Below are 18,893 nucleotides of genomic sequence, written 5' to 3'. Positions count from 1 at the left end.
AGTGAGGCCGCGAGCGTTCTGCGGCAGAACGGCTTGCGCCTTGGAGCGCGCTCGGCGTCAGGCCGCGGCCGCGCCGTTTTCGTCGCGAATGCGCGCCTTGATGTTCTCGACCATGTTTTCGCGAATGATCTCTTCGCCGTGCACCGTGCGCAGATGCTCCACGGCGCGGCGGACCACTTCGGCGTCCTCGTCGGCACGGGTATGCCACTGGCAACCGGGCACGAGCGTCCCGCATTCGAACAGTCGCATGACATTTCCTCCTGTTAGCGTTGGACTGGAGGCGGCGGATATCTCCCATTATCCGCCGGCGCCAGTCTCGATAACTCGGAAACTACAAGGACCGTTCCCGACGTTTATTCGGAAAGCGCCCAGGCGTGGAAGACGGAAGCCTGTTCCTGACCCTTTTCCCGCGCCGCCTCGTCATTGGCGGCCGACATGGCAACCGACTTGCCGGCAAGCTGGCGCCTTACCTGGTCCACATAAAAGGAATGGGGGAGTTCACCACCGGTTCTCGCGCGCATTTCCGTCGCGAGGCGGTCGATCATGTCAGCGGTATCAAGGGAACGGGCGTCCTTGTCCTCAGACGCATCCGGCATTGGCATGCTATTCGGTGCCATCATGGCGATCCTCCTCCGGTACAACCAAGGGGACGCTACCATCATCGCATCGATTCCGAAATCGCATTTGTTAAGGATGAGATATTGGAGCCCGTTTATACCCCAAAATCGTTAATTTTGTGATCCTTGATCTAAGGCCACCTTACAACCGGAGGCAGTGACGACAGAATGGACTCGACGTTGCCGCCGGTCTTCAACCCGAAAATGGTGCCACGGTCGTAGAGCAGGTTGAATTCGACATAGCGGCCGCGGCGGATCAGTTGCTCGTCGCGATCATACTCCGTCCATGGCTTGTTGAAATTGGCACGGACGATCTTCGGATAGACGAGATTGAAGGCCCGACCGACGTCCTGCACGAAGGCAAAATCCGCATCCCAGCCGCCTTTTTCCTCGGCCGGATGCAGCCAGTCGAAGAAAATGCCGCCGACGCCACGGGGTTCGTTGCGGTGCTTCAGGAAGAAATACTCGTCGCACCAGGCCTTGTAACGATCATAGTCGGCGACCGCCTCGTGGCGCTTGCAGGTGATCTCCATGACCCGGTGGAAGAGCGTGCTGTCGGGGTCCGTCTGGCTACGCCTGCGGTCGAGGACCGGGGTAAGGTCGGCTCCGCCGCCGAACCACTGGCTCGAGGTGACCACCATGCGGGTGTTCATGTGGACGGTCGGCACGTTGGGATTGACCGGATGGGCGATCAGCGAGATGCCCGACGCCCAGAAGCGCGGGTCTTCCTCGGCGCCCGGCATCTGGCTGCGGAAATCGGCGGAAAACTCGCCATGGACCGTCGAAGTGTGGACGCCGACTTTTTCGAAGACGCGCCCCTCCATCATCGACATCCTGCCGCCGCCGCCGGCACCGCCGTCGCGCAGCCAGTCCTTGGGCTTGAAGCGGCCCGGCTCCTGATCGGAAAGAGGTCCGGTCAGTTCGGCCTCGAGGCCTTCCAGCGAGGCGCAGATCGTGTCGCGCAGGCTCTCGAACCAGGCTCTCGCCGCCGCCTTCTTGTCTTCGATGTCCTCGGGCAATCCCTTGGGCAATACCGGCCGTTCCATGTCTCTATTCCTCTCGCCATCCCCTTGGCGCGATTCGCATTTTTCCGATCGGGGATTAGCAGTTCTGGCTTTCGCGAACCATTCCATCGGTTGTCGCAGGTAGAAAATGAGACTCGCAAAGCGTCTCGCCTGGCATTATCTTTACCGCATAAACAGGTGCTGATCAGAGGCTTTCATGGCAAAGTTCACACCCCCGCCGCTCGACGGGCTGAAACGCAGGATCGATCGCCACCGGCAGGAAAAAGCCGGCGAGCGCCAGGGCATGTTCGTACGGCAGACCTTCCAGCTCTCGCGGGAAGAAGCCCGCGAAAAGGCGCGCGAATGGTTTCACGAATTTCCGAAGGCAGCCTACTGGACGGAAGTGGAAAGCTGGCGCCAGCTCGAAGGCGACCAGATCGAATTCACCATGCGCAGGTTGCCGACTGCGGATTGATCCGAGCCGTCACTTCGGGTCCTCATAGGTGTAAAGCGCGCACATTTCGGCGCTGCTCTTCGGCGGATTTCTTCCCGTAAATACGGCGATCGCCGACATTCCCTTGGCCGACGCCCAGTTGGCGACATAGGTCACGTCGCCCGATCCGCAGAGCTGGTTGCCGTTTTCGAGCTCCGGATCGGCCGGTTCGGCGACGCGATAGACCGATCCCGGCACCCGCCTGCCGTCCACCCGGAAATTGTCGGCAACGAGATCGGAGAATTCCAGGGTTTCCTCATTCTCGAAGGTGATGCCGAAGTCGTCGAGCCAGACGTCCCCGGTGACGCTCATCGCCGTCTTGCTGACCGCGGTATAGTGCTCGGCCTCCTGAGCGTGGACGGACGGAGCCGTTAGGGCAAGGGTGGCAACAGTCATCGTGTAGCAAAGCAGGTTGCGCATCTGGGTCCTTGATGGCCTGGGGCTGGGAAGTACGAAGCCCGATTGCGGAAACATATGCGATCTCCGATGTCTGGCCCATGGGCCTCGATCGGTTTGACATGTGTTTCTCGAAAGATGCTAAACGGGCGGGAGCAGGGTGTAGGCTATCCGCGCAATCAATCCGCAGCCACGTGCTCGTCCGCTTCCAGCAAGATCGCCCCCGCGCCCTTTTTTGCGAGCATGTCGAGCGGGTTCCTGAGCGGGCAGTCCTCCATCGACAGGCAGCCGCAGCCGATGCAGCCGGTCAGGTGGTCGCGCAGTGCCGTGAGGCTCGCGATCCGCGCGTCGAGCTGGCGTTTCCAGGTTTCCGAAAGGCGCTGCCAGTCCTTTGCCGTCAGCGGCCGGTCGTGTGGCAGGACGGAAAGCGCCTCGGCGATGTCGGCAAGCGGTATGCCGGTCTTCTGGGCGACCTTGATGACCGCGACCCGGCGCAGCACGACGCGGGGATAACGGCGCTGGTTGCCGCGGTTGCGGCGGCTCTGGATCAGCCCCTTGGTCTCGTAGAAATGCAGGGTCGAGACCGCGACACCGCTGCGTGTCGCCACTTCGCCGACCGTCAGTTCCAGCTCCAGCCTGGTAATTGGATTTTTCTTCGTCAATGCTGTTGACCTCAATATTACTTGAGGTTTTATAGCAGAGGCTCCCTGAAAGAAAACCGGAGCCTAGGTCAATGAAGAAGAAAAACCCGTCTGCCGCAGCGCCTCGCCTGATATCATGGCCGCCGACATGGCGACGTTGATGGACCGCTGACCTTCGACCATCGGGATCAGGATACGGGCGTCGGCCGCCTCGTGCACGTGATCAGGCACGCCGGCGCTTTCGCGCCCGAACAGCAGGATGTCGTCCGGCTTGAATTCGAAGCGGGTATAGGGAACGGCGGCCTTGGTGGAGGCAAGCACGACGCGCCGGCCGTTCGCCTTGCGCCACTTGTCGAAGCGCTGCCAGTTGACGTGGCGAGCAAGCGTGACGCTGTCCAGATAGTCCATGCCGGAGCGCTTCAGGTTCCGGTCGGAAATGTCGAAGCCGGCCGGCTCGATGATATCGACCGACAGGCCGAGGCAGGCGGCGAGCCGGAGGATCGTGCCGGTATTGCCGGCGATATCCGGCTGATAGAGGGCGATGTGCAGGCCAGAGGAAATGTTGCTCATATGCCCGTCCTTACGGGAAACCGGTGTTCGGTCTCAAGCCCTTTCGATGCGCGGCATGGCTGTGACGATCAGGCAACAGAAAAGCTCAGGGTGGCGGGATACGGCGATTTGCTCTTCCCAATTTGTGTCCGAAAGGTTAGAAGACTTGCGTTACTCAACGCCCATTCAAGGAGGCCTACATGGATATGACCGTGCTTTCGCGCCTCCGCCGCCGGATTACTCACTTTCTGGCCTAGGCGTTTCGCGGTTTCTCGCAAACTTCTCCTTTCCTGATTCGTTACGTGGCCGGCATCCGGCCTCGATATCCTAAGTTTCGCCGCCCGATTCCGGCCGCCTTGCGTGCCGAGCCGGCACGGCAATCCGATTTACGGAGCTTTTTTCATGTTCTCGTGGTTCGAACGGCGCGTTGATCCTTATCCGGACGAAGCGCCCTCACTACCGCCCGCCGGCCTCGCGGCCTTCCTGTGGCACTATACCAAGCCGGTCTGGCCGTGGGTCGTCATCATGTCGACCTGTACGATGCTGATTGCGATCGGCGAAGTGGCGCTGTTCCAGTTCCTCGGCGATATCGTCGACTGGCTGACCAATGCCGATCGGGCAACCTTCCTTGAAAGTGAAGGGCCGAAACTGTTCTTCATGGCCTTCGTGGTGCTGATCGGCCTGCCGGCGGTCGCTACCCTCAATTCGCTGATCATGCACCAGATCCTGATGGGCAATTTCCCGATGATCGCCCGCTGGCAGATGCACCGGTTCCTGCTGCGCCACTCGATGACGTTCTTCGCCAACGAGTTTGCCGGCCGCGTCTCGACCAAGGTGATGCAGACCTCGCTCGCCATCCGCGAAACGGTGATGAAGGTGCTCGACGTATTCGTCTACGTCTTCACCTACTTCGTCTCGATGATCGCGATCGTCGCGGCGGCCGACCTGCGCCTTGCGGTGCCGCTCGTCCTCTGGATCGTCTTCTACTCGGTCACCGTCGCCTATTACGTGCCGCGTCTGCGGAAGATCTCGGCGGAACAGGCGGATGCGCGCTCGATGATGACCGGTCGGGTCGTGGACAGCTATACGAATATCGCGACCGTCAAGCTCTTCTCGCATGCGGGAAGGGAAGAGGCCTATGCGCAAGACGCGATGGACGTATTCCTGAAAACCGTACATGCGCAGATGCGCAAGGTGACGGGTTTCCAGGCGCTGGTCTACTTCTACAACTGTGCTGCCCTGTTTACCGTCGGCGCGTTGTCTATCTGGTTCTGGCTGGACGGCGCCATCTCGATCGGGGCGATCGCGATCGCCATCGGCCTTGCGATGCGCATCAACGGCATGTCGCAATGGGTTATGTGGGAAGTGTCGGCACTCTTCGAAAACATCGGCACCGTCTATGACGGCATGTCGATGATGACCAAGGCGCATGACGTGGTGGACCAGAAGGGTGCTTCGACGCTCACCGCGAAAAAGGGTCATATCCGCTACGACAACGTGCACTTCCACTATGGCAAGGGCAAGGGTGTCATCGAAGGCCTGACGCTCGATATCCCGGCCGGTCAGAAGGTCGGTCTGGTCGGCCGCTCCGGCGCCGGCAAGACGACGCTGATGAACCTGCTGCTGCGCTTCTACGATCTGGAGGGCGGCCGCATCACCATCGATGGCCAGGACATATCGACCGTGACCCAGGACAGCCTGCGTTCGCTGATCGGCGTGGTCACCCAGGATACCTCGCTGCTGCACCGCTCGATCCGCGACAACATCGCCTACGGCAAGCCGGACGCGACCGATGCGGACATCATCGAGGCGGCGAAGCGGGCGAATGCCTGGGAGTTCATCGACGGGCTTGCCGACATGCAGGGACGCAAGGGTCTCGATGCGCATGTTGGCGAACGCGGCGTGAAGCTTTCCGGCGGGCAGCGGCAGCGCATCGCGATTGCCCGCGTCTTCCTGAAGGACGCGCCGATCCTGGTGCTCGACGAGGCGACCTCGGCGCTTGATAGCGAAGTCGAAGCGGCGATCCAGGAGAACCTGTTCGCGCTGATGGAGGGCAAGACGGTGATCGCCATTGCCCACCGGCTGTCGACGCTGACCGAAATGGACCGGCTGATCGTGCTCGACCGCGGCCGGATCATCGAGGCCGGCACGCACCGCGAGCTGGTTGCCACCGGCGGCATCTATGCCGACCTCTGGAACCGCCAGTCCGGCGGCTTCATCGGCCATGAGGACGTGATCGAAGAGGCGGCGGCGGAGTAATCCGCTGCCGTCCCATCTCTCGCTCTAAGGTAAATATTCTAAGGGATGCTTCCGCGGAATTCAGATTCGGTTTTCGCGGGTGTGCCAGATACGAAGAAGAAAAATCGTCTCGCCCTGTATCTCGTATCGCAACTCGTAATCACCGATCAAAAGGCGTCGAATTTCACGCGGTGCAAACTCATCCAGCCTTTCACCAAGCCGCGGATGATGGATGAGTTTCTTGGGTGTTGCAGCCAGGTTTTGAACCGTGCGCGCCGCCGCGGGTGCATTCACCGCAGCCAGAAAATCATGAAGGCGGTCGAGGTCGGCTACCGCCTTTGACGACCACTTCAAATCCATCAGAGGGGACGCGGCAGAGGCTTGTCAGTTCCCAGACTGGAAACCCATCTTTCGACCGCTTCCTGATCGACCAGATTTCCCCCATCCACGTCCGCCATTGCTTCCAATGTCAGCCGCCGCCGCTCCTCTTCCAGTTCGACCCAGTTCGCGAGTGCCTGCTTGACCACCCATCCTCTCGAGCGTTCGAGGCGGTTTGCCAGTTCGTCCACTTTCTCGGCCAGCTGAACCGGCACATGTGCAGTCAGAACACGGGTTTCCATGGGAACTCCTTTTGGGCAATCATAGTGATTGATCATGATTATGTCCAACCGGCACGAAAGCCCACATGGCTGGGGTTTTACATTAAGAAAATGTAAGCCGGCGCCTGGCCGCTTTCGCTTTGCCGATGATCAGAATCCGCCTATATCCGGTCCATGTTGAAACCGGTCTTCCGCATCTTCGAAAGCTTTATCAAGCCGTTTGCGAGGCGGGACGACCTGAAGCCGCCTGCGGGCTTGCTCGGCTTCATCTGGTTCTATGTCCGCCAGGCAAAGCTTCCCTTCTTCGCGATGCTGGTGCTCGGCGGGCTTGCCGCCGGCGTCGAGGCGGCGATGTTCTGGTATGTCGGCCGGCTGGTCGATATCCTCGACACGACCCAACCTTCGGAGGGATGGTCGGGGCTGCTTGCCAACCACGGGACCGAACTGGTCGTCATGGCGCTCGTGGTCGGCATCGGCCGCTTCCTGATCGGGTTGATGACGGCGCTGGTCGACCAGCAGATCATCACGCCCGGTTTCTACAACCTGGTGCGCTGGCAATCCTACATCCACGTATCGCGCCAGTCGCTCTCCTTCTTCCAGAACGATTTCTCCGGCCGCATCGTCACGAAAGTCTGGTCGGCCGGCCAGGCGACCGGCGACGTTCTGACCTCCTTCATGGAAAGCGTCTGGTTCGTCGGCATCTATTCTGTCTCGACCATTGCGCTGGTCGCGGGGCTCGACTGGCGGCTCGCGGTGGTCGTCGTCGCATGGCTTTCGATCTTCGCGGTGCTCGCCAGATATTACGTGCCGCGTATTCGTGAACACTCCAAGGCCTCCGCCGAGGCCGGATCGATGATCAGTGGCCGCATGGTGGACGCCTATTCGAACATCCAGACGCTTCGGCTGTTCGGCCGCGACGAGGCGAACGACCGCTACATGCTCTCCGGGTTCGAGAGCTTTCAGGACACGATCATCGCGTTCACCCGGCTGCTGACCAGCGTGCGCGCCTCCATGGCCTTCCTCTCCGGCACGATGATCGTCACCATGGCGGCGATGAGCGTGCATCTGTGGCTCTCCGGCCTGATCTCGTCCGGCGCCGTCGCCTTCACCATGGCGTTGATGCTGAGGCTGAACTTCCTGCTCGGCCGGCTGATGACGCAGCTCAACGGCATCATGCGCAATATCGGCACGATCCAGAACTCGGCCGAGCTGATCTCGCAGCCGATCGGGCTGGTGGATGCGCCCAATGCGACGCAGCTCGTGGTGAAGCGCCCGGAAATCCGCTTCGAGAACGTCAGTTTTCACTACGGCAGAGCGAAGGGCGTCATCGACGATCTGTCGCTCACCATCCGGCCGGGCGAGAAGCTCGGTATCGTCGGGCGTTCCGGCGCCGGCAAGTCGACCCTCGTCAACCTGCTGCTGCGGTTCTACGATCTCGAAGGCGGCCGTATCCTGATCGACGGGCAGGATATCGCCGGGGCGACGCAGGAATCGCTGCGCGCCCAGATCGGCATGGTGACGCAGGACACCTCGCTGCTGCACCGGTCGATCCGCGACAATATCCTGTTCGGCCGGCCGGATGCGACGGAGGCGCAACTCGTCGAGGCGGCGCGCAAGGCTGAAGCCGACACGTTCATCGCGGCTCTCGAAGACCAGCGCGGCCGCAAGGGTTTCGACGCGCATGTGGGCGAGCGCGGCGTCAAGCTTTCCGGCGGCCAGCGCCAACGCGTGGCGATCGCCCGCGTGATGATCAAGGATGCGCCGATCCTGGTGCTCGACGAGGCCACCTCGGCCCTCGACTCGGAGGTGGAGGCGGCGATCCAGTCGAACCTGGAGCGGCTGATGCACGGCAAGACCGTGCTCGCCATCGCCCACCGGCTCTCGACGATCGCAGCCCTCGACCGCCTGATCGTCATGGACAAGGGTCGGATCATCGAGGACGGCACACACAACGAACTGATTGCGCGGGGAGGGCTCTATTCGGAGCTCTGGGCAAGGCAGTCGGGCGGTTTCCTCGCCGCAGACGCCGCCCAATAACACCCCGGCTCACTGTCCGGTAACGGCGATCTCGGCGATCAATCCGAAGTGGTTTGAGCCGTGCGGTTGGGGAATGCGGGTCAGCGACTTTATCTTGAGCGGTGCCCGCGCATAGACGTGGTCGATCGGCACGCCGAAGGCGCCCGCCCGGATCGGCCATGTGGCGGGCTCGAAGCCGGCAGTCGTCAGGTCGGCATTGCGGAGGAACCGGCGCATGTTCGGCGCCAGGCTCGAGGCGTTGAAATCGCCCGAGAGCAGCAGGGGACCGCTCGTCTCGCTGATCGCGAGAGCGGCGCGGGTCAGTTCCACGGAGTGGAAATTGTCGAAATACGGCTTGGTCGTATGCATGCCGACGAAATGGATCGTTTGGCCGCGGATGGTCACCTTGGCGAGGATAAAGCGATCCGGAAAGATCTCGCTGAGCGACTGTACCGTCGGCGCTTCGATCGGCACCTTCGATAGCATGAGCTGGTCGCAGTCCTCGATCAGCAGGCCGCAGCCCACCCGATAGGGATAGGTCTTCGCCAGCTCGTCCATATAGACCCTGAGCGGGGCGGCTTCCATGACGTTGACCAGATCGGCGCCGGACGACCGGATCGTTTCGACGATGTCTTCCGCATTGGCGAAATTGTCGTTGAGGATGTTGAAGGACATCAGCTTGATGGTCGGTGCATCCACCTCTGCGGGTGTCATCGGTGCGGCGAAGTCGCGGCTCATCAGCACCGCGTGGCCGACAAAGAGGAGCGTGGCGGCGAACAGCAGCCAGACCAGAAAATGGCGCTTGACGAGAAGGGCTACGACCATGGCCGCGACGCAGCCGAGTGCCGCGTGCAGCTGCAGGCTGTAAAGCGTTCCCAAAATCCAGTGGGGGTGTATGTAACGCGTCCCGATCGCCATCAGCACAAGCGACACGATGACGCAGATGGCAACCGATAGTGTTTGTCTCATTCGGGTATGTCCGGGACGGCCGCCTTCTGTCGTGGGCTTGGCCTAACATGAGGCCCGATTTGTTGCAATGCAATGCCCGTGAGGGGAGTTAACGGGAAGTGCGCCATCCCCGCCGTTTCGCTTGAAAAGCGCCTGATTTTTCCGGGCCGAACAGGCCGTCGGAGGCCATGTTTCTCAGGCCTGTGCTCTGCCTGTCACGCTGGTCCGGAACCCTCCGGGTTTTCCGGCGACAAACTGGCCGGCACCCCTTGCCAAGGCTGGACATATTTTGCGATCAAGCATAGAACGCGCCGGATTGCTGGGGAATCTATGGTCGAATTGTGTTCAACTGAGATTCGCCCGGACGGGGGCAGAGCGGTTTCCGCGAATTGCGTGAGAAGGATGATTGAGCCGTGAGCGAGCACGACACACATAGCGAAACACTGGGCGAGCCCACTCGCCGTGATTTCCTTTATCTGACCACCGGCATGGCCGGCGCTGTCGGCGCTGTATCGGTTGCCTGGCCCTTCATCGACCAGATGCGCCCGGACGCCTCGACGCTGGCGCTCGCGTCCATCGAAGTGAATGTCGGCGCTCTCCAGCCGGGCATGTCGCTGACCGTCAAGTGGCGCGGCAAGCCGGTCTTCATTCGCAACCGCACGCCGAAGGAAGTGGAAGAGGCGAATGCCGTGGCGCTGGCGGATCTCAAGGATCCCGTCGCCCGCAACGCCAATCTGCCGGCCGACGCGCAGGCAAGCGATATCGATCGTTCCGCCGGCCAGGGCAAGGAGAACTGGATCGTGATGATCGGTTCCTGCACCCATCTCGGCTGCGTTCCGCTCGGCCAGTCCGGCGATTTCGGCGGATGGTTCTGTCCGTGCCACGGCTCTCACTACGATACGGCCGGCCGTATCCGTAAGGGCCCGGCGCCGCAGAACCTCGCCATTCCGACTTTTGCATTTGCGTCCGACACAGTGATCAGGATCGGGTGAGGGGATAATATTTATGAGCGGTCATTCCACATACCAGCCATCGACCGGCATCGAAAAGTGGATCGATTCGCGGCTTCCGCTGCCGCGCATGATCCATGACAGCTTCATCTCCTACCCCGTTCCCCGCAATCTGAACTATGCCTACACGTTCGGCGCGATGCTGTCGGTCATGCTGATCGTGCAGATCATCACCGGCGTGGTGCTCGCCATGCATTATACCGCTTCGACCGGCATCGCCTTCGACTCGGTCGAGAAGATCATGCGCGACGTCAACCATGGCTGGCTGCTGCGCTACATGCATGCCAACGGCGCCTCGTTCTTCTTCGTCGCCGTCTACCTGCATATCGCCCGTGGCCTCTATTACGGCTCCTACAAGGCACCCCGCGAAATCCTCTGGATCCTCGGCGTGGTGATCTACCTGCTGATGATGGCGACCGGCTTCATGGGCTACGTTCTGCCCTGGGGTCAGATGTCCTTCTGGGGCGCGACCGTCATCACCGGCTTCTTCTCGGCCTTCCCGCTGGTCGGCGAATGGATCCAGCAGTTCCTTCTCGGCGGCTTTGCCGTCGATCAGCCGACGCTGAACCGCTTCTTCTCGCTGCACTACCTGCTGCCCTTCATGATCGCCGGCGTCGTCATCCTGCACATCTGGGCCCTGCACGTCACCGGCCAGACCAACCCGACCGGCGTCGAGGTCAAGACCAAGACCGACACCGTCGCCTTCACGCCCTATGCGACGATGAAGGATGCGCTCGGCGTCTCCGTCTTCCTGATCGTGTATGCCTGGTTCATCTTCTACATGCCGAACTACCTCGGCCACCCGGACAACTACATCCCGGCCGACGCCCTGAAGACCCCCGCTCACATCGTTCCCGAATGGTACTACCTGCCGTTCTACGCCATGCTGCGCGCAATTACGTTCAACGTTCTCTTCATCGACTCCAAGCTTGGCGGCGTTCTGGTGATGTTCGGTTCGATCATCATCCTGTTCTTCCTGCCCTGGCTCGACACGTCGAAGGTCCGCTCCGCCGTCTACCGTCCCTGGTACAAGCTGTTCTTCTGGCTGTTCGTCGCCAATGCGATCATGCTCGGCTGGCTCGGTTCCCAGCCTGCGGAAGGCATCTTCACCGCGCTGTCGCAGATCGGCACGCTGTACTACTTCGGCTTCTTCCTGGTGATCATGCCGCTGCTCGGTCTCTTCGAAACGCCGAGGCGCATTCCGAACTCCATCACGGAAGCGGTTCTTGAGAAAAAGAACGGCAAATCCGCCGAAGCCCGCGCCTGACGCCTGCGACCGAGAGGGATTAGAATTATGAACAAGCTTGTTACAAGCCTCGTCTCGCTGGCCTTTCTGGCGGGAATGGGCGTTGCCTCGGCCGTGGCGCAGGAAAATCACGCTGCGGCTCCGGCTGCGGAACACGCGGAAACGCCGCATTTTCCGATCCACCATCCCAAGGAAACCGACTGGAGCTTCGCGGGCCCGTTCGGCCATTATGACAAGGGCCAGCTCCAGCGCGGCCTGAAGGTCTATACGGAAGTCTGTTCCGCCTGCCACTCGATGCGTCTGGTCTCCTTCCGCACCCTGGAGGATCTCGGTTATTCGGAAGCCCAGGTGAAGGCTTTTGCGGCCAACTACAAGGTTCAGGACGGCCCGAACGACGATGGCGAGATGTTCGAGCGCACCGCCGTTCCGTCCGACCACTTCCCGTCGCCCTTCCCGAACACCCAGGCCGCCGCTGCCGCCAATAACGGCGCAGCGCCGCCGGACATGTCGCTGATCGCCAAGGCCCGCGGCGTGACCCGCGGTTTCCCGCAGTTCGTCATCGACATATTCACCCAGTACCAGGAAGGCGGACCGGATTACATCCATTCGCTGCTGACCGGCTACGAGCAGCCGCCGGCCGGGGTCGAGGTTGCTCCGGGCACCCATTACAATCCGTATTTCGCCAGCGCAGCAGCGCTCGCCATGGCTCCGCCGCTCAGCGCCGACCAGGTGACCTACGATGACGGCGCGCCGCAGACGGTCGATCAGTACGCCAAGGATGTCTCGGCTTTCCTGATGTGGGCCGCCGAGCCTCATCTGGAAGATCGCAAGCGTACCGGTTTCATGGTGATGATCTTCCTGGTGATCTTCACCGGCTTGATCTATCTGACCAAGAAGTCGGTGTATGCCAGCAAGGAACACTGAGGTTTTACCTCATGATCGCGAAAAGGCGGCCTGCGGGTCGCCTTTTTTGTTGGGAGGGGAGCCATCAGTTGCTAGGCTCGGCCTCCTTCCTGCCGCCAAATATGTGGGTCACATGTCTTCCAAGAACGCTCTCTCCGCCGCCATCCGTTCCATCCCGGATTATCCAAAACCGGGCATCATCTTCCGGGACATCACCACGCTGCTCGGCGACGCCGTGGCCTTCAGGCAGGCGGTGGATGAGCTGGTGGCACCTTATGCGGGCCTGGGTATCGACAAGATCGCCGGCATCGAGGCGCGCGGCTTCATCCTCGGCGGCGCGCTGGCGCACCAGCTGAGTGCCGGTTTCGTGCCGATCCGCAAGAAAGGCAAGCTGCCGCACCAGACCGTCCGGATGGCCTACAGCCTCGAATACGGCACCGATGAGATGGAGATCCATGTGGATGCGGTGAAGGCCGGCGAGAAAGTGATCCTCACCGACGACCTGATTGCCACAGGCGGCACCGCGGAAGGTGCGGTAAAGCTGCTGCGTCAGCTTGGTGCCGAGATCGTCTCGGCCTGCTTCGTCATCGACCTGCCGGATTTCGGCGGCCGCAGGAAGCTCGAAGCGCTCGGCGTGGAAGTCAGAACGCTGGTGGAGTTCTCAGGTCACTGACGCAGCGGCTGCGGAGGCGTTTCGGGTGAGGGGAGCCCCCTCACGCGAATTCCAGCACAGTGCCTTCGTAGCGCATCACCACCTCGCCATGCTGGTTCACGCCGTCACAGACGGTCATGTTGATCCAGGTGCCGGGACGCGAAGCGAGCGAACGGCTCTCGGACAAGGTGACGGAATAGGTGACGCTGTCGCCGGCATAGACCGGTTTCAGCCATTGCAGCTTCCTGAAACCGGCCGAAGGACCGAGCTTCGGGGCTGCAATTCCCTCGCTTCCGAGCCGCGCCACCTCGCTTTTCCAATAGGCGATATAGGTCTTCATCCAGCCGGCGCAGGTGTGCCAGCCGGAGGCGCAGAGAGCGCCGAAAACATAGTTCTTCGCCGCTTCGGCATCCACATGGAAGGGCTGGGGGTCGAATTTCTTCGCGTAGCGGATGATGTCCTCGGCGGTGAAGAGAAGCGTACCGGTGATGACTTTCTGGCCGGGTGGAGAAAGCTCGATCAGCCTCATGCAGCGTCCTCCCGGGCGTCGCGTAGCCGCATCATGATCGGGTTCTCGCCGCGCATGACGATCTCGCCGCGCTGGTTCTCCACCTCGTGCAGGAACTTGACGATGCCGATGCCGGGGCGTGAGCGAAGCGAGCGGGATTCGAGCACGGTCGAGCGGCCGGACAGCGTGTCGCCAGCCAGAACCGGCTTTTTCCATTCCATGAACTCGATGCCCGGCGATCCCTCCGACGAGGAACTGGACAGCCAGCCGTCGAACATCATGCGCATGAACATGCTCGCGGTATGCCAGCCCGAGGCCGAAAGGCCGCCGAGAATGCTTGCCTTGCCGGCCGCCTCGTCGAGATGCATGGGCTGCGGATCGAATTCCGTGGCGAATTCGACCATCTCGGCTGCCGTCACCGATTTGAATGCGAGCGGGAAAACCCGCCCGATGGTAAAATCCTCGAAATAGTATGCGGCTTCCGTCATGTGGCCCTCCCGCCCACGGTCTCAGGTGTTGAAGCGGAAGTGGATCACGTCGCCGTCCTGAACGACATATTCCTTGCCTTCGTCGCGGCCCTTGCCGGCTTCCTTGGCGCCGACTTCACCCTTGAAGGTGATGTAGTCGTCATAGGCAATGGTGAAGGCGCGGATGAAGCCGCGTTCGAAATCGGTATGGATGACGCCGGCGGCGGCGGGTGCCTTGGTGCCGCGCACGATCGTCCAGGCGCGGGTTTCCTTGGGGCCGACTGTGAAATAGGTGATCAGGTCGAGCAGGTGGTAACCGGCGCGGATCAGCCGGTCGAGACCGGCTTCCTCAAGCCCGAGCGCCGACAGGAATTCCTTCGCTTCCTCTTCGGGAAGCTGAGCCACCTCGGATTCGATCGCGGCCGAGATGATCACGCATTCGGCACCCTGTTCCTTGGCCATGGCCGCAACGGCCTGCGTATGCTCGTTGCCGGTCGAGGCATCGGCTTCCGCGACGTTGCAGACATAGAGGACCGGGTGTGAAGTCAGGAGGTTGAGACCTTTGAGGATCTCGATCTCTTCGGGCGCCAGCGTCTTCAGGAGCAGACGCGCCGGCTTGCCGTCGTTCAGCAGCTTGATAACCGCATCCATGACCGGCAGCTGCGCCACGGAATCCTTGTCCTTGCTGGCGGCGCGCTTGCGGGTCTGCTCGACGCGGCGCTCCAGGCTCTCGAGGTCGGCAAGCATCAGCTCGGTCTCGATCGTGTCGGCATCGCCGACCGGGTTGATGCGGCCCTCGACATGGGTGATGTCGTCGTCCTCGAAGCAGCGCAGCACGTGCACGACCGCATCCACTTCGCGGATATTGGCGAGGAACTTGTTGCCGAGGCCTTCACCCTTCGATGCGCCGCGCACGAGGCCGGCGATATCGACGAAGGAAATGCGGGTCGGGATGATTTCCTTGGAGCCGGCGATCGCCGCCAGCTTCTGCATGCGCGGATCGGGAACCGCCACTTCGCCGGTATTCGGCTCGATCGTGCAGAACGGATAGTTGGCCGCCTGGGCGGCGGCCGTCTTGGTGAGCGCATTGAAGAGAGTGGACTTGCCGACATTCGGCAGGCCCACGATACCGCATTTGAAACCCATGGGTCCGGACCCTGTATCTGAAGAAATTTCGTTGGTGTGGCTATGGGGGAAAGTGCCGGAGCGGTCAAGGCTCTGCTGTCAGACGATCCTTGCGCGTAAGGCATATTTGCCTTACTTTAAATCAATGGAGAATGGCGATGGTCAGATTGAAAGTCACCGCAAAAGGGCAGGTTACCTTGAAAAAGGAAGTTCTTGATCACCTTGGCATCAAGCCCGGCGACGAGATTGATGTCGATCTCCAACCGAAGCGGCAGGCTATGATCCATCCGATTTCCGGCAAGCTGCCGATCGAAAGCGTCTTCGGAATGTTCAAGAATACGACCGGCAAAAGCTATTCGATCGACGAGATCAACGAGGCGATTGCGGCAAGCTACGCCGGTGAGGCCGAGCAATGAGCCTGATCGTCGATACCAATATCCTTTTGAGGGCAATGATCTTCGATCATGAAGTCGAAAGCCCGAAAGCCCAGGCTCTATTGGCCTCGAACGAGGTGACCATTTCGAATCAGACCCTGTGCGAAATGGTATGGGTTCTTCGTCGGCTCTACAAAAAAAGCCAGAGCGACCTTGTCACAGCAATTCAGGCCTGGATGAGCGTCAAGACCGTCGCGCTTGATCGCGCTGCGGTCGAAGCTGGTCTCACGTTCCTGGAAGCAGGCGGCGACTTCGCCGATGGAGTGATCGAATTCGAGGGACGCAAGCTCGGGGGCGACACGTTCGCGACCTTCGACAAGCGGGCCGCCTCTATAGTGCGTGCAAAGGGCCGCGAATGCCTGTTACTCGACGCCAGTTGATCCGCCGTTTGCCATCCGCTTGCTTGAAATTTCCCGGTTGCGGTGCGATATAGCGGGCATGCTTCCGCAGAGGCCCTTGTCATCAGGAACCGCCGATGGCCGAAGATACCACCGTAAAACCGAAGACCAAAACCAAAACCAAGCTGGAGCGGCCGAAGCTCTACAAGGTGCTGCTGGTCAATGACGACTACACGCCGCGCGAATTCGTGACCATGGTGCTGAAAGCCGTGTTCCGGATGAGCGAAGAAACCGGCTACCGGGTGATGCTGACCGCCCACCGGATGGGACTGGCGGTGGTCGTGGTCTGTACCAAGGATATCGCCGAGACCAAGGCGAAGGAGGCGGTGGACCTCGCCAAGGAGGCGGGTTTCCCGCTGATGTTCATCACCGAGCCGGAAGAATAAGACTTATCTCTTCTTTCCCGCCTTCACGCCGAGCGCCTCGGCGCTGATCCAGAAGACCGCGTCCTGGGACTCGGCGGTTTCCAGCCAGAGGAAATCGAGGTCGGGGAATTCCTCCTCGAGGATTTCGCGGCCCGAGCCGATTTCGCAGATCATGCCGCCTTCCGGGTTCAGATGTGCCGGCGCCTCCGCCAGAAGACGGCGGACGATATCGAGCCCGTCGACGCCGCCGTCGAAGGCCATGGCCGGTTCGGAGCGGAATTCCTCCGGAAAGCCTTCCATCGCCTCGTGATCCACATAGGGCGGGTTGGTGATGATCAGGTCGTACTTCCGTTTGCCGAGCGGCGCGAAGAGATCGCCTTGATGAAGTGCCAGCTGGTCTTCCACGTCGTGTTCGGCGACGTTGAGCTTTGCCACCTCCAGGGCGTCGGGCGACAGATCGACCGCATCGACCGCGGCGTTCGGGAAGAATTTCGCGGCGAGGATGGCGAGGCATCCCGATCCCGTGCAGATGTCAACGGCGCTTTCGACGCTCAGCGGATCCGGCAGGAAGGACGAACCGTTTTCGCCGAGATATTCGCTGAACAGGATTTCGCCGATATGGGAGCGGGGAACGATGACCCGCTCGTCGACGAGGAAGCGCACACCCTGGATATAGGCGTGGCCGGTCAGGTAGGACGTCGGCTTGCGGGTCGTCACGCGGGCGTCGATCCGCTCGGCCAGCAGCCGCCGTTCGGCCGGCAGCAGGCGCGCGTCGAGGAACGGATCGAGCGCATCGATCGGCAGGTCGAGGCTGTCGAGGATCAGGAAGGCCGCATCGTCGCCCGCGGTCGTCGTGCCGTGGCCGTAGCTGAGGTTGGCGGCATTGAAGCGGGAGATGGCGTAACGCCAGTAGTCGCGAAGGGTGACGAGTTCGCCGGTGATGGCATCGATATTCGTGGCCTGGTTCATGTCGCGCTTCCGTTTTCAGTCGGCTTCCCTTAGCCGCTCCGAAAGCGGCGCGCCACCCCTTTGACCGGAGCGATACCGGGCCGTCTACGTGCGGCGGATCTGGAAGCCGGTCTTGTTCTGGAGGAAACCGCAGTTTTCGTAGAAGCGCAGCGTCGCCGGGTCCGTTGAACCGGTCAAGAGCATGACCTTGTAGCACCCGTGGCTCCAGGCCTGATCGACGGCTGTGCGAATGAGGGCGCCGGCATAACCGCGCTGGCGGTGGTCCGCGTGGGTGACGACATTTTCGATCAGCGCATAGGGCGCGCCCTTGCGGGTGAGGTTTGGCACCACGATCAGCGTTACTGTCGCCGCCGCGCGCCCGTCAGCGAAGCCGATCAACACCGTCATGCCGGGGTGAGCGAGAATGGCGGCAAAACGCTCCCCGGCAAGCGCCGGCTCCAGGTCCGGATCGTGGTTCAGGTGGTGATAGAGTTCGATCAGGTCGGTAAGGTCGCCGTCGCGGGCCGGGCGGATCGTGAAGTCGGGGTTGGGCATCGAGATCATTCGCTCTTGCCGCCGAACATCTTTTTCAGCATCTCGGCCATCGGGCCTGATGTCGGCAGGTTCGGCTTGCCGCCACCGCGGGCCTGGTGGATATGCGATTGCCCGGCCGGCTTGGTGGCGGGCTTCTTCTCAGGCTTCGGTTTTTCCTCGTCCGGCTTGCCGCCGACGGCGAGCGCCAGCTTGTTCATCAGCTGCGAATCTTCCCCCTTCGCCAGCATCTCGGCATTGTCGGCGAGCGCGTCGAGGAGAGGGGAGAGCCAGGCCTGGTCGGCCTTGGCGAAGTCGCCGAGCACGTGGTTGTGCACCAGTTCCTTGGCGCCCGGATGGCCGATGCCGAGGCGAAGCCTTCGGTATTCCCGGCCGCAATGGGCGTCGAGCGACTTCACCCCGTTATGGCCGCCATGACCGCCGCCGGTCTTGATCCGGGCCTTGGCCGCGGGCAGATCGAGTTCGTCATAGATGGCGATGATGTTTTCCGGGCCGAGCTTGTAGAAACGCATGGCTTCACCGACCGCTTCGCCGGAGAGGTTCATGAAGGTCTGCGGCTTGATCAGCAGCACCTTTTCGCCGGCGAGCTCGCCTTCCGAGATCAACGCCTTGAACTTCTTCGACCACGGCGAAAAGCCAGGCCGGCGCTGGATCGCGTCCACCGCCATGAAGCCGATATTGTGGCGGTTGCCCGCATATTGGGAACCGGGATTGCCGAGGCCGGCGATGATGAGCATGGAGACATCCATCCTTGACTGCTGGCTTTCACCACCGCGAAACGCCG

Annotated in this window: 25 protein-coding genes; 10 read left to right on the top strand and 15 right to left on the bottom strand. The window is 61.4% G+C overall.

Translation table 11 applies throughout. The annotated features are described in order from the left end of the window. Positions 1–57 precede the first annotated feature (57 nt). The 3 genes from GQ59_RS00815 to hemF form a co-directional block, all read right to left on the bottom strand. Positions 58–249, bottom strand: coding sequence for a DUF1059 domain-containing protein (locus tag GQ59_RS00815; protein WP_037076377.1), 192 nt, complete (start codon positions 247–249; stop codon positions 58–60). A gap of 104 nt (positions 250–353) precedes the next feature. Beyond that, positions 354–620: a hypothetical protein gene (locus GQ59_RS00810; protein ID WP_037076374.1), complete on the bottom strand. Its 267-nt coding sequence runs from the start codon at positions 618–620 to the stop codon at positions 354–356. A gap of 128 nt (positions 621–748) precedes the next feature. After that, entirely contained in the window at positions 749–1,663 is a 915-nt protein-coding gene (hemF, locus tag GQ59_RS00805) for an oxygen-dependent coproporphyrinogen oxidase (RefSeq protein WP_037076372.1), read from the bottom strand. A 175-nt stretch (positions 1,664–1,838) separates the two neighbouring features. Here hemF and GQ59_RS00800 point away from each other — a divergent pair, with 175 nt between their 5' ends. Beyond that, complete coding sequence (locus tag GQ59_RS00800) at positions 1,839–2,096, top strand: hypothetical protein (protein ID WP_037076370.1); 258 nt, start codon at positions 1,839–1,841, stop codon at positions 2,094–2,096. Between the two features lie 9 nt (positions 2,097–2,105). Here GQ59_RS00800 and GQ59_RS00795 read toward each other — a convergent pair whose 3' ends face one another. From GQ59_RS00795 to GQ59_RS00785, 3 genes are all read right to left on the bottom strand, one after another. Continuing rightward, a complete protein-coding gene (locus GQ59_RS00795; RefSeq protein WP_037076366.1) occupies positions 2,106–2,534 on the bottom strand; it encodes a hypothetical protein in 429 nt (142 codons plus the stop codon). A 155-nt stretch (positions 2,535–2,689) separates the two neighbouring features. After that, positions 2,690–3,172, bottom strand: coding sequence for a redox-sensitive transcriptional activator SoxR (soxR, locus tag GQ59_RS00790; protein WP_162183273.1), 483 nt, complete (start codon positions 3,170–3,172; stop codon positions 2,690–2,692). A 63-nt stretch (positions 3,173–3,235) separates the two neighbouring features. Then, complete coding sequence (locus GQ59_RS00785; RefSeq protein WP_037076363.1) at positions 3,236–3,721, bottom strand: tRNA (cytidine(34)-2'-O)-methyltransferase; 486 nt, start codon at positions 3,719–3,721, stop codon at positions 3,236–3,238. A gap of 381 nt (positions 3,722–4,102) precedes the next feature. Between GQ59_RS00785 and GQ59_RS00780 the strand changes: the two genes are divergently transcribed. Then, the gene (locus tag GQ59_RS00780; protein ID WP_037076360.1) at positions 4,103–5,959 is read left to right on the top strand and encodes an ABC transporter ATP-binding protein; all 1,857 of its coding nucleotides are present in this window, start codon (positions 4,103–4,105) and stop codon (positions 5,957–5,959) included. Between the two features lie 60 nt (positions 5,960–6,019). Here the strand turns inward: GQ59_RS00780 and GQ59_RS00775 are convergent, their stop codons facing one another. Further along, positions 6,020–6,298, bottom strand: a complete 279-nt coding sequence (locus GQ59_RS00775) for a type II toxin-antitoxin system RelE/ParE family toxin (RefSeq protein ID WP_037076358.1) — start codon at positions 6,296–6,298, stop codon at positions 6,020–6,022. Beyond that, positions 6,298–6,558, bottom strand: coding sequence for a CopG family ribbon-helix-helix protein (locus GQ59_RS00770; RefSeq protein ID WP_037076354.1), 261 nt, complete (start codon positions 6,556–6,558; stop codon positions 6,298–6,300). The genes GQ59_RS00775 and GQ59_RS00770 overlap by 1 nt, the downstream gene beginning before the upstream one ends. A gap of 153 nt (positions 6,559–6,711) precedes the next feature. Here GQ59_RS00770 and GQ59_RS00765 point away from each other — a divergent pair, with 153 nt between their 5' ends. Next, on the top strand, positions 6,712–8,574 hold the full coding sequence (locus tag GQ59_RS00765; RefSeq protein WP_037076350.1) for an ABC transporter ATP-binding protein: 1,863 nt from the start codon (positions 6,712–6,714) through the stop codon (positions 8,572–8,574). A 9-nt stretch (positions 8,575–8,583) separates the two neighbouring features. Here GQ59_RS00765 and GQ59_RS00760 read toward each other — a convergent pair whose 3' ends face one another. Continuing rightward, positions 8,584–9,522: an endonuclease/exonuclease/phosphatase family protein gene (locus tag GQ59_RS00760; RefSeq protein ID WP_037076347.1), complete on the bottom strand. Its 939-nt coding sequence runs from the start codon at positions 9,520–9,522 to the stop codon at positions 8,584–8,586. A 392-nt stretch (positions 9,523–9,914) separates the two neighbouring features. Here GQ59_RS00760 and petA point away from each other — a divergent pair, with 392 nt between their 5' ends. The 4 genes from petA (at position 9,915) to GQ59_RS00740 (ending at position 13,333) form a co-directional block, all read left to right on the top strand. Next, a complete protein-coding gene (gene petA, locus GQ59_RS00755) occupies positions 9,915–10,493 on the top strand; it encodes a ubiquinol-cytochrome c reductase iron-sulfur subunit (protein ID WP_037076345.1) in 579 nt (192 codons plus the stop codon). A gap of 13 nt (positions 10,494–10,506) precedes the next feature. After that, positions 10,507–11,778: a cytochrome b gene (locus tag GQ59_RS00750; protein WP_037076342.1), complete on the top strand. Its 1,272-nt coding sequence runs from the start codon at positions 10,507–10,509 to the stop codon at positions 11,776–11,778. Positions 11,779–11,805: 27 nt separating this feature from the next. Further along, positions 11,806–12,681 (top strand): cytochrome c1, encoded by an 876-nt coding sequence (locus GQ59_RS00745; RefSeq protein ID WP_037076337.1) that lies wholly within the window; start codon positions 11,806–11,808, stop codon positions 12,679–12,681. Positions 12,682–12,793: 112 nt separating this feature from the next. Then, positions 12,794–13,333, top strand: a complete 540-nt coding sequence (locus tag GQ59_RS00740) for an adenine phosphoribosyltransferase (RefSeq protein ID WP_037076335.1) — start codon at positions 12,794–12,796, stop codon at positions 13,331–13,333. A gap of 40 nt (positions 13,334–13,373) precedes the next feature. On the opposite strand, the gene GQ59_RS00735 is transcribed toward GQ59_RS00740, so the two are convergent. The 3 genes from GQ59_RS00735 to ychF are packed head-to-tail and all read right to left on the bottom strand — an operon-like array spanning position 13,374 to position 15,433. Further along, the gene (locus GQ59_RS00735; protein WP_037076333.1) at positions 13,374–13,841 is read right to left on the bottom strand and encodes a MaoC family dehydratase; all 468 of its coding nucleotides are present in this window, start codon (positions 13,839–13,841) and stop codon (positions 13,374–13,376) included. Next, positions 13,838–14,308: a MaoC family dehydratase gene (locus GQ59_RS00730; RefSeq protein ID WP_037076326.1), complete on the bottom strand. Its 471-nt coding sequence runs from the start codon at positions 14,306–14,308 to the stop codon at positions 13,838–13,840. Before GQ59_RS00730 ends, GQ59_RS00735 begins: the two co-directional genes overlap by 4 nt. Positions 14,309–14,329: 21 nt before the next feature. Continuing rightward, the gene (gene ychF, locus GQ59_RS00725) at positions 14,330–15,433 is read right to left on the bottom strand and encodes a redox-regulated ATPase YchF (protein WP_037076324.1); all 1,104 of its coding nucleotides are present in this window, start codon (positions 15,431–15,433) and stop codon (positions 14,330–14,332) included. Between the two features lie 137 nt (positions 15,434–15,570). On the opposite strand from ychF, the gene GQ59_RS00720 reads away from it, so the two are divergent. The 3 genes from GQ59_RS00720 (at position 15,571) to clpS (ending at position 16,630) form a co-directional block, all read left to right on the top strand. Further along, positions 15,571–15,828: an AbrB/MazE/SpoVT family DNA-binding domain-containing protein gene (locus GQ59_RS00720; protein ID WP_037076322.1), complete on the top strand. Its 258-nt coding sequence runs from the start codon at positions 15,571–15,573 to the stop codon at positions 15,826–15,828. Beyond that, positions 15,825–16,226 (top strand): type II toxin-antitoxin system VapC family toxin, encoded by a 402-nt coding sequence (locus GQ59_RS00715; protein WP_244447883.1) that lies wholly within the window; start codon positions 15,825–15,827, stop codon positions 16,224–16,226. The genes GQ59_RS00720 and GQ59_RS00715 overlap by 4 nt, the downstream gene beginning before the upstream one ends. 95 nt (positions 16,227–16,321) lie before the next feature. Then, a complete protein-coding gene (clpS, locus tag GQ59_RS00710; RefSeq protein WP_007758880.1) occupies positions 16,322–16,630 on the top strand; it encodes an ATP-dependent Clp protease adapter ClpS in 309 nt (102 codons plus the stop codon). A 3-nt stretch (positions 16,631–16,633) separates the two neighbouring features. Here the strand turns inward: clpS and prmB are convergent, their stop codons facing one another. The 3 genes from prmB to pth form a co-directional block, all read right to left on the bottom strand. Continuing rightward, positions 16,634–17,578, bottom strand: coding sequence for a 50S ribosomal protein L3 N(5)-glutamine methyltransferase (gene prmB, locus GQ59_RS00705; RefSeq protein WP_037076319.1), 945 nt, complete (start codon positions 17,576–17,578; stop codon positions 16,634–16,636). A gap of 84 nt (positions 17,579–17,662) precedes the next feature. Next, complete coding sequence (locus tag GQ59_RS00700; protein WP_037076316.1) at positions 17,663–18,121, bottom strand: GNAT family N-acetyltransferase; 459 nt, start codon at positions 18,119–18,121, stop codon at positions 17,663–17,665. Next, positions 18,118–18,846 carry an aminoacyl-tRNA hydrolase gene (gene pth / locus GQ59_RS00695; RefSeq protein WP_037076313.1) on the bottom strand — a complete coding sequence of 243 codons (729 nt, stop codon included), beginning with the start codon at positions 18,844–18,846 and terminating at the stop codon, positions 18,118–18,120. Before pth ends, GQ59_RS00700 begins: the two co-directional genes overlap by 4 nt. Positions 18,847–18,893 lie beyond the last annotated feature (47 nt).

This window comes from Neorhizobium vignae, assembly GCF_000732195.1.
Classification (GTDB): Bacteria; Pseudomonadota; Alphaproteobacteria; order Rhizobiales; family Rhizobiaceae; genus Neorhizobium; species Neorhizobium vignae.
Note: the sequence above shows the minus strand (reverse complement) of the source record. Positions and strands in the feature narration are given on the sequence as shown.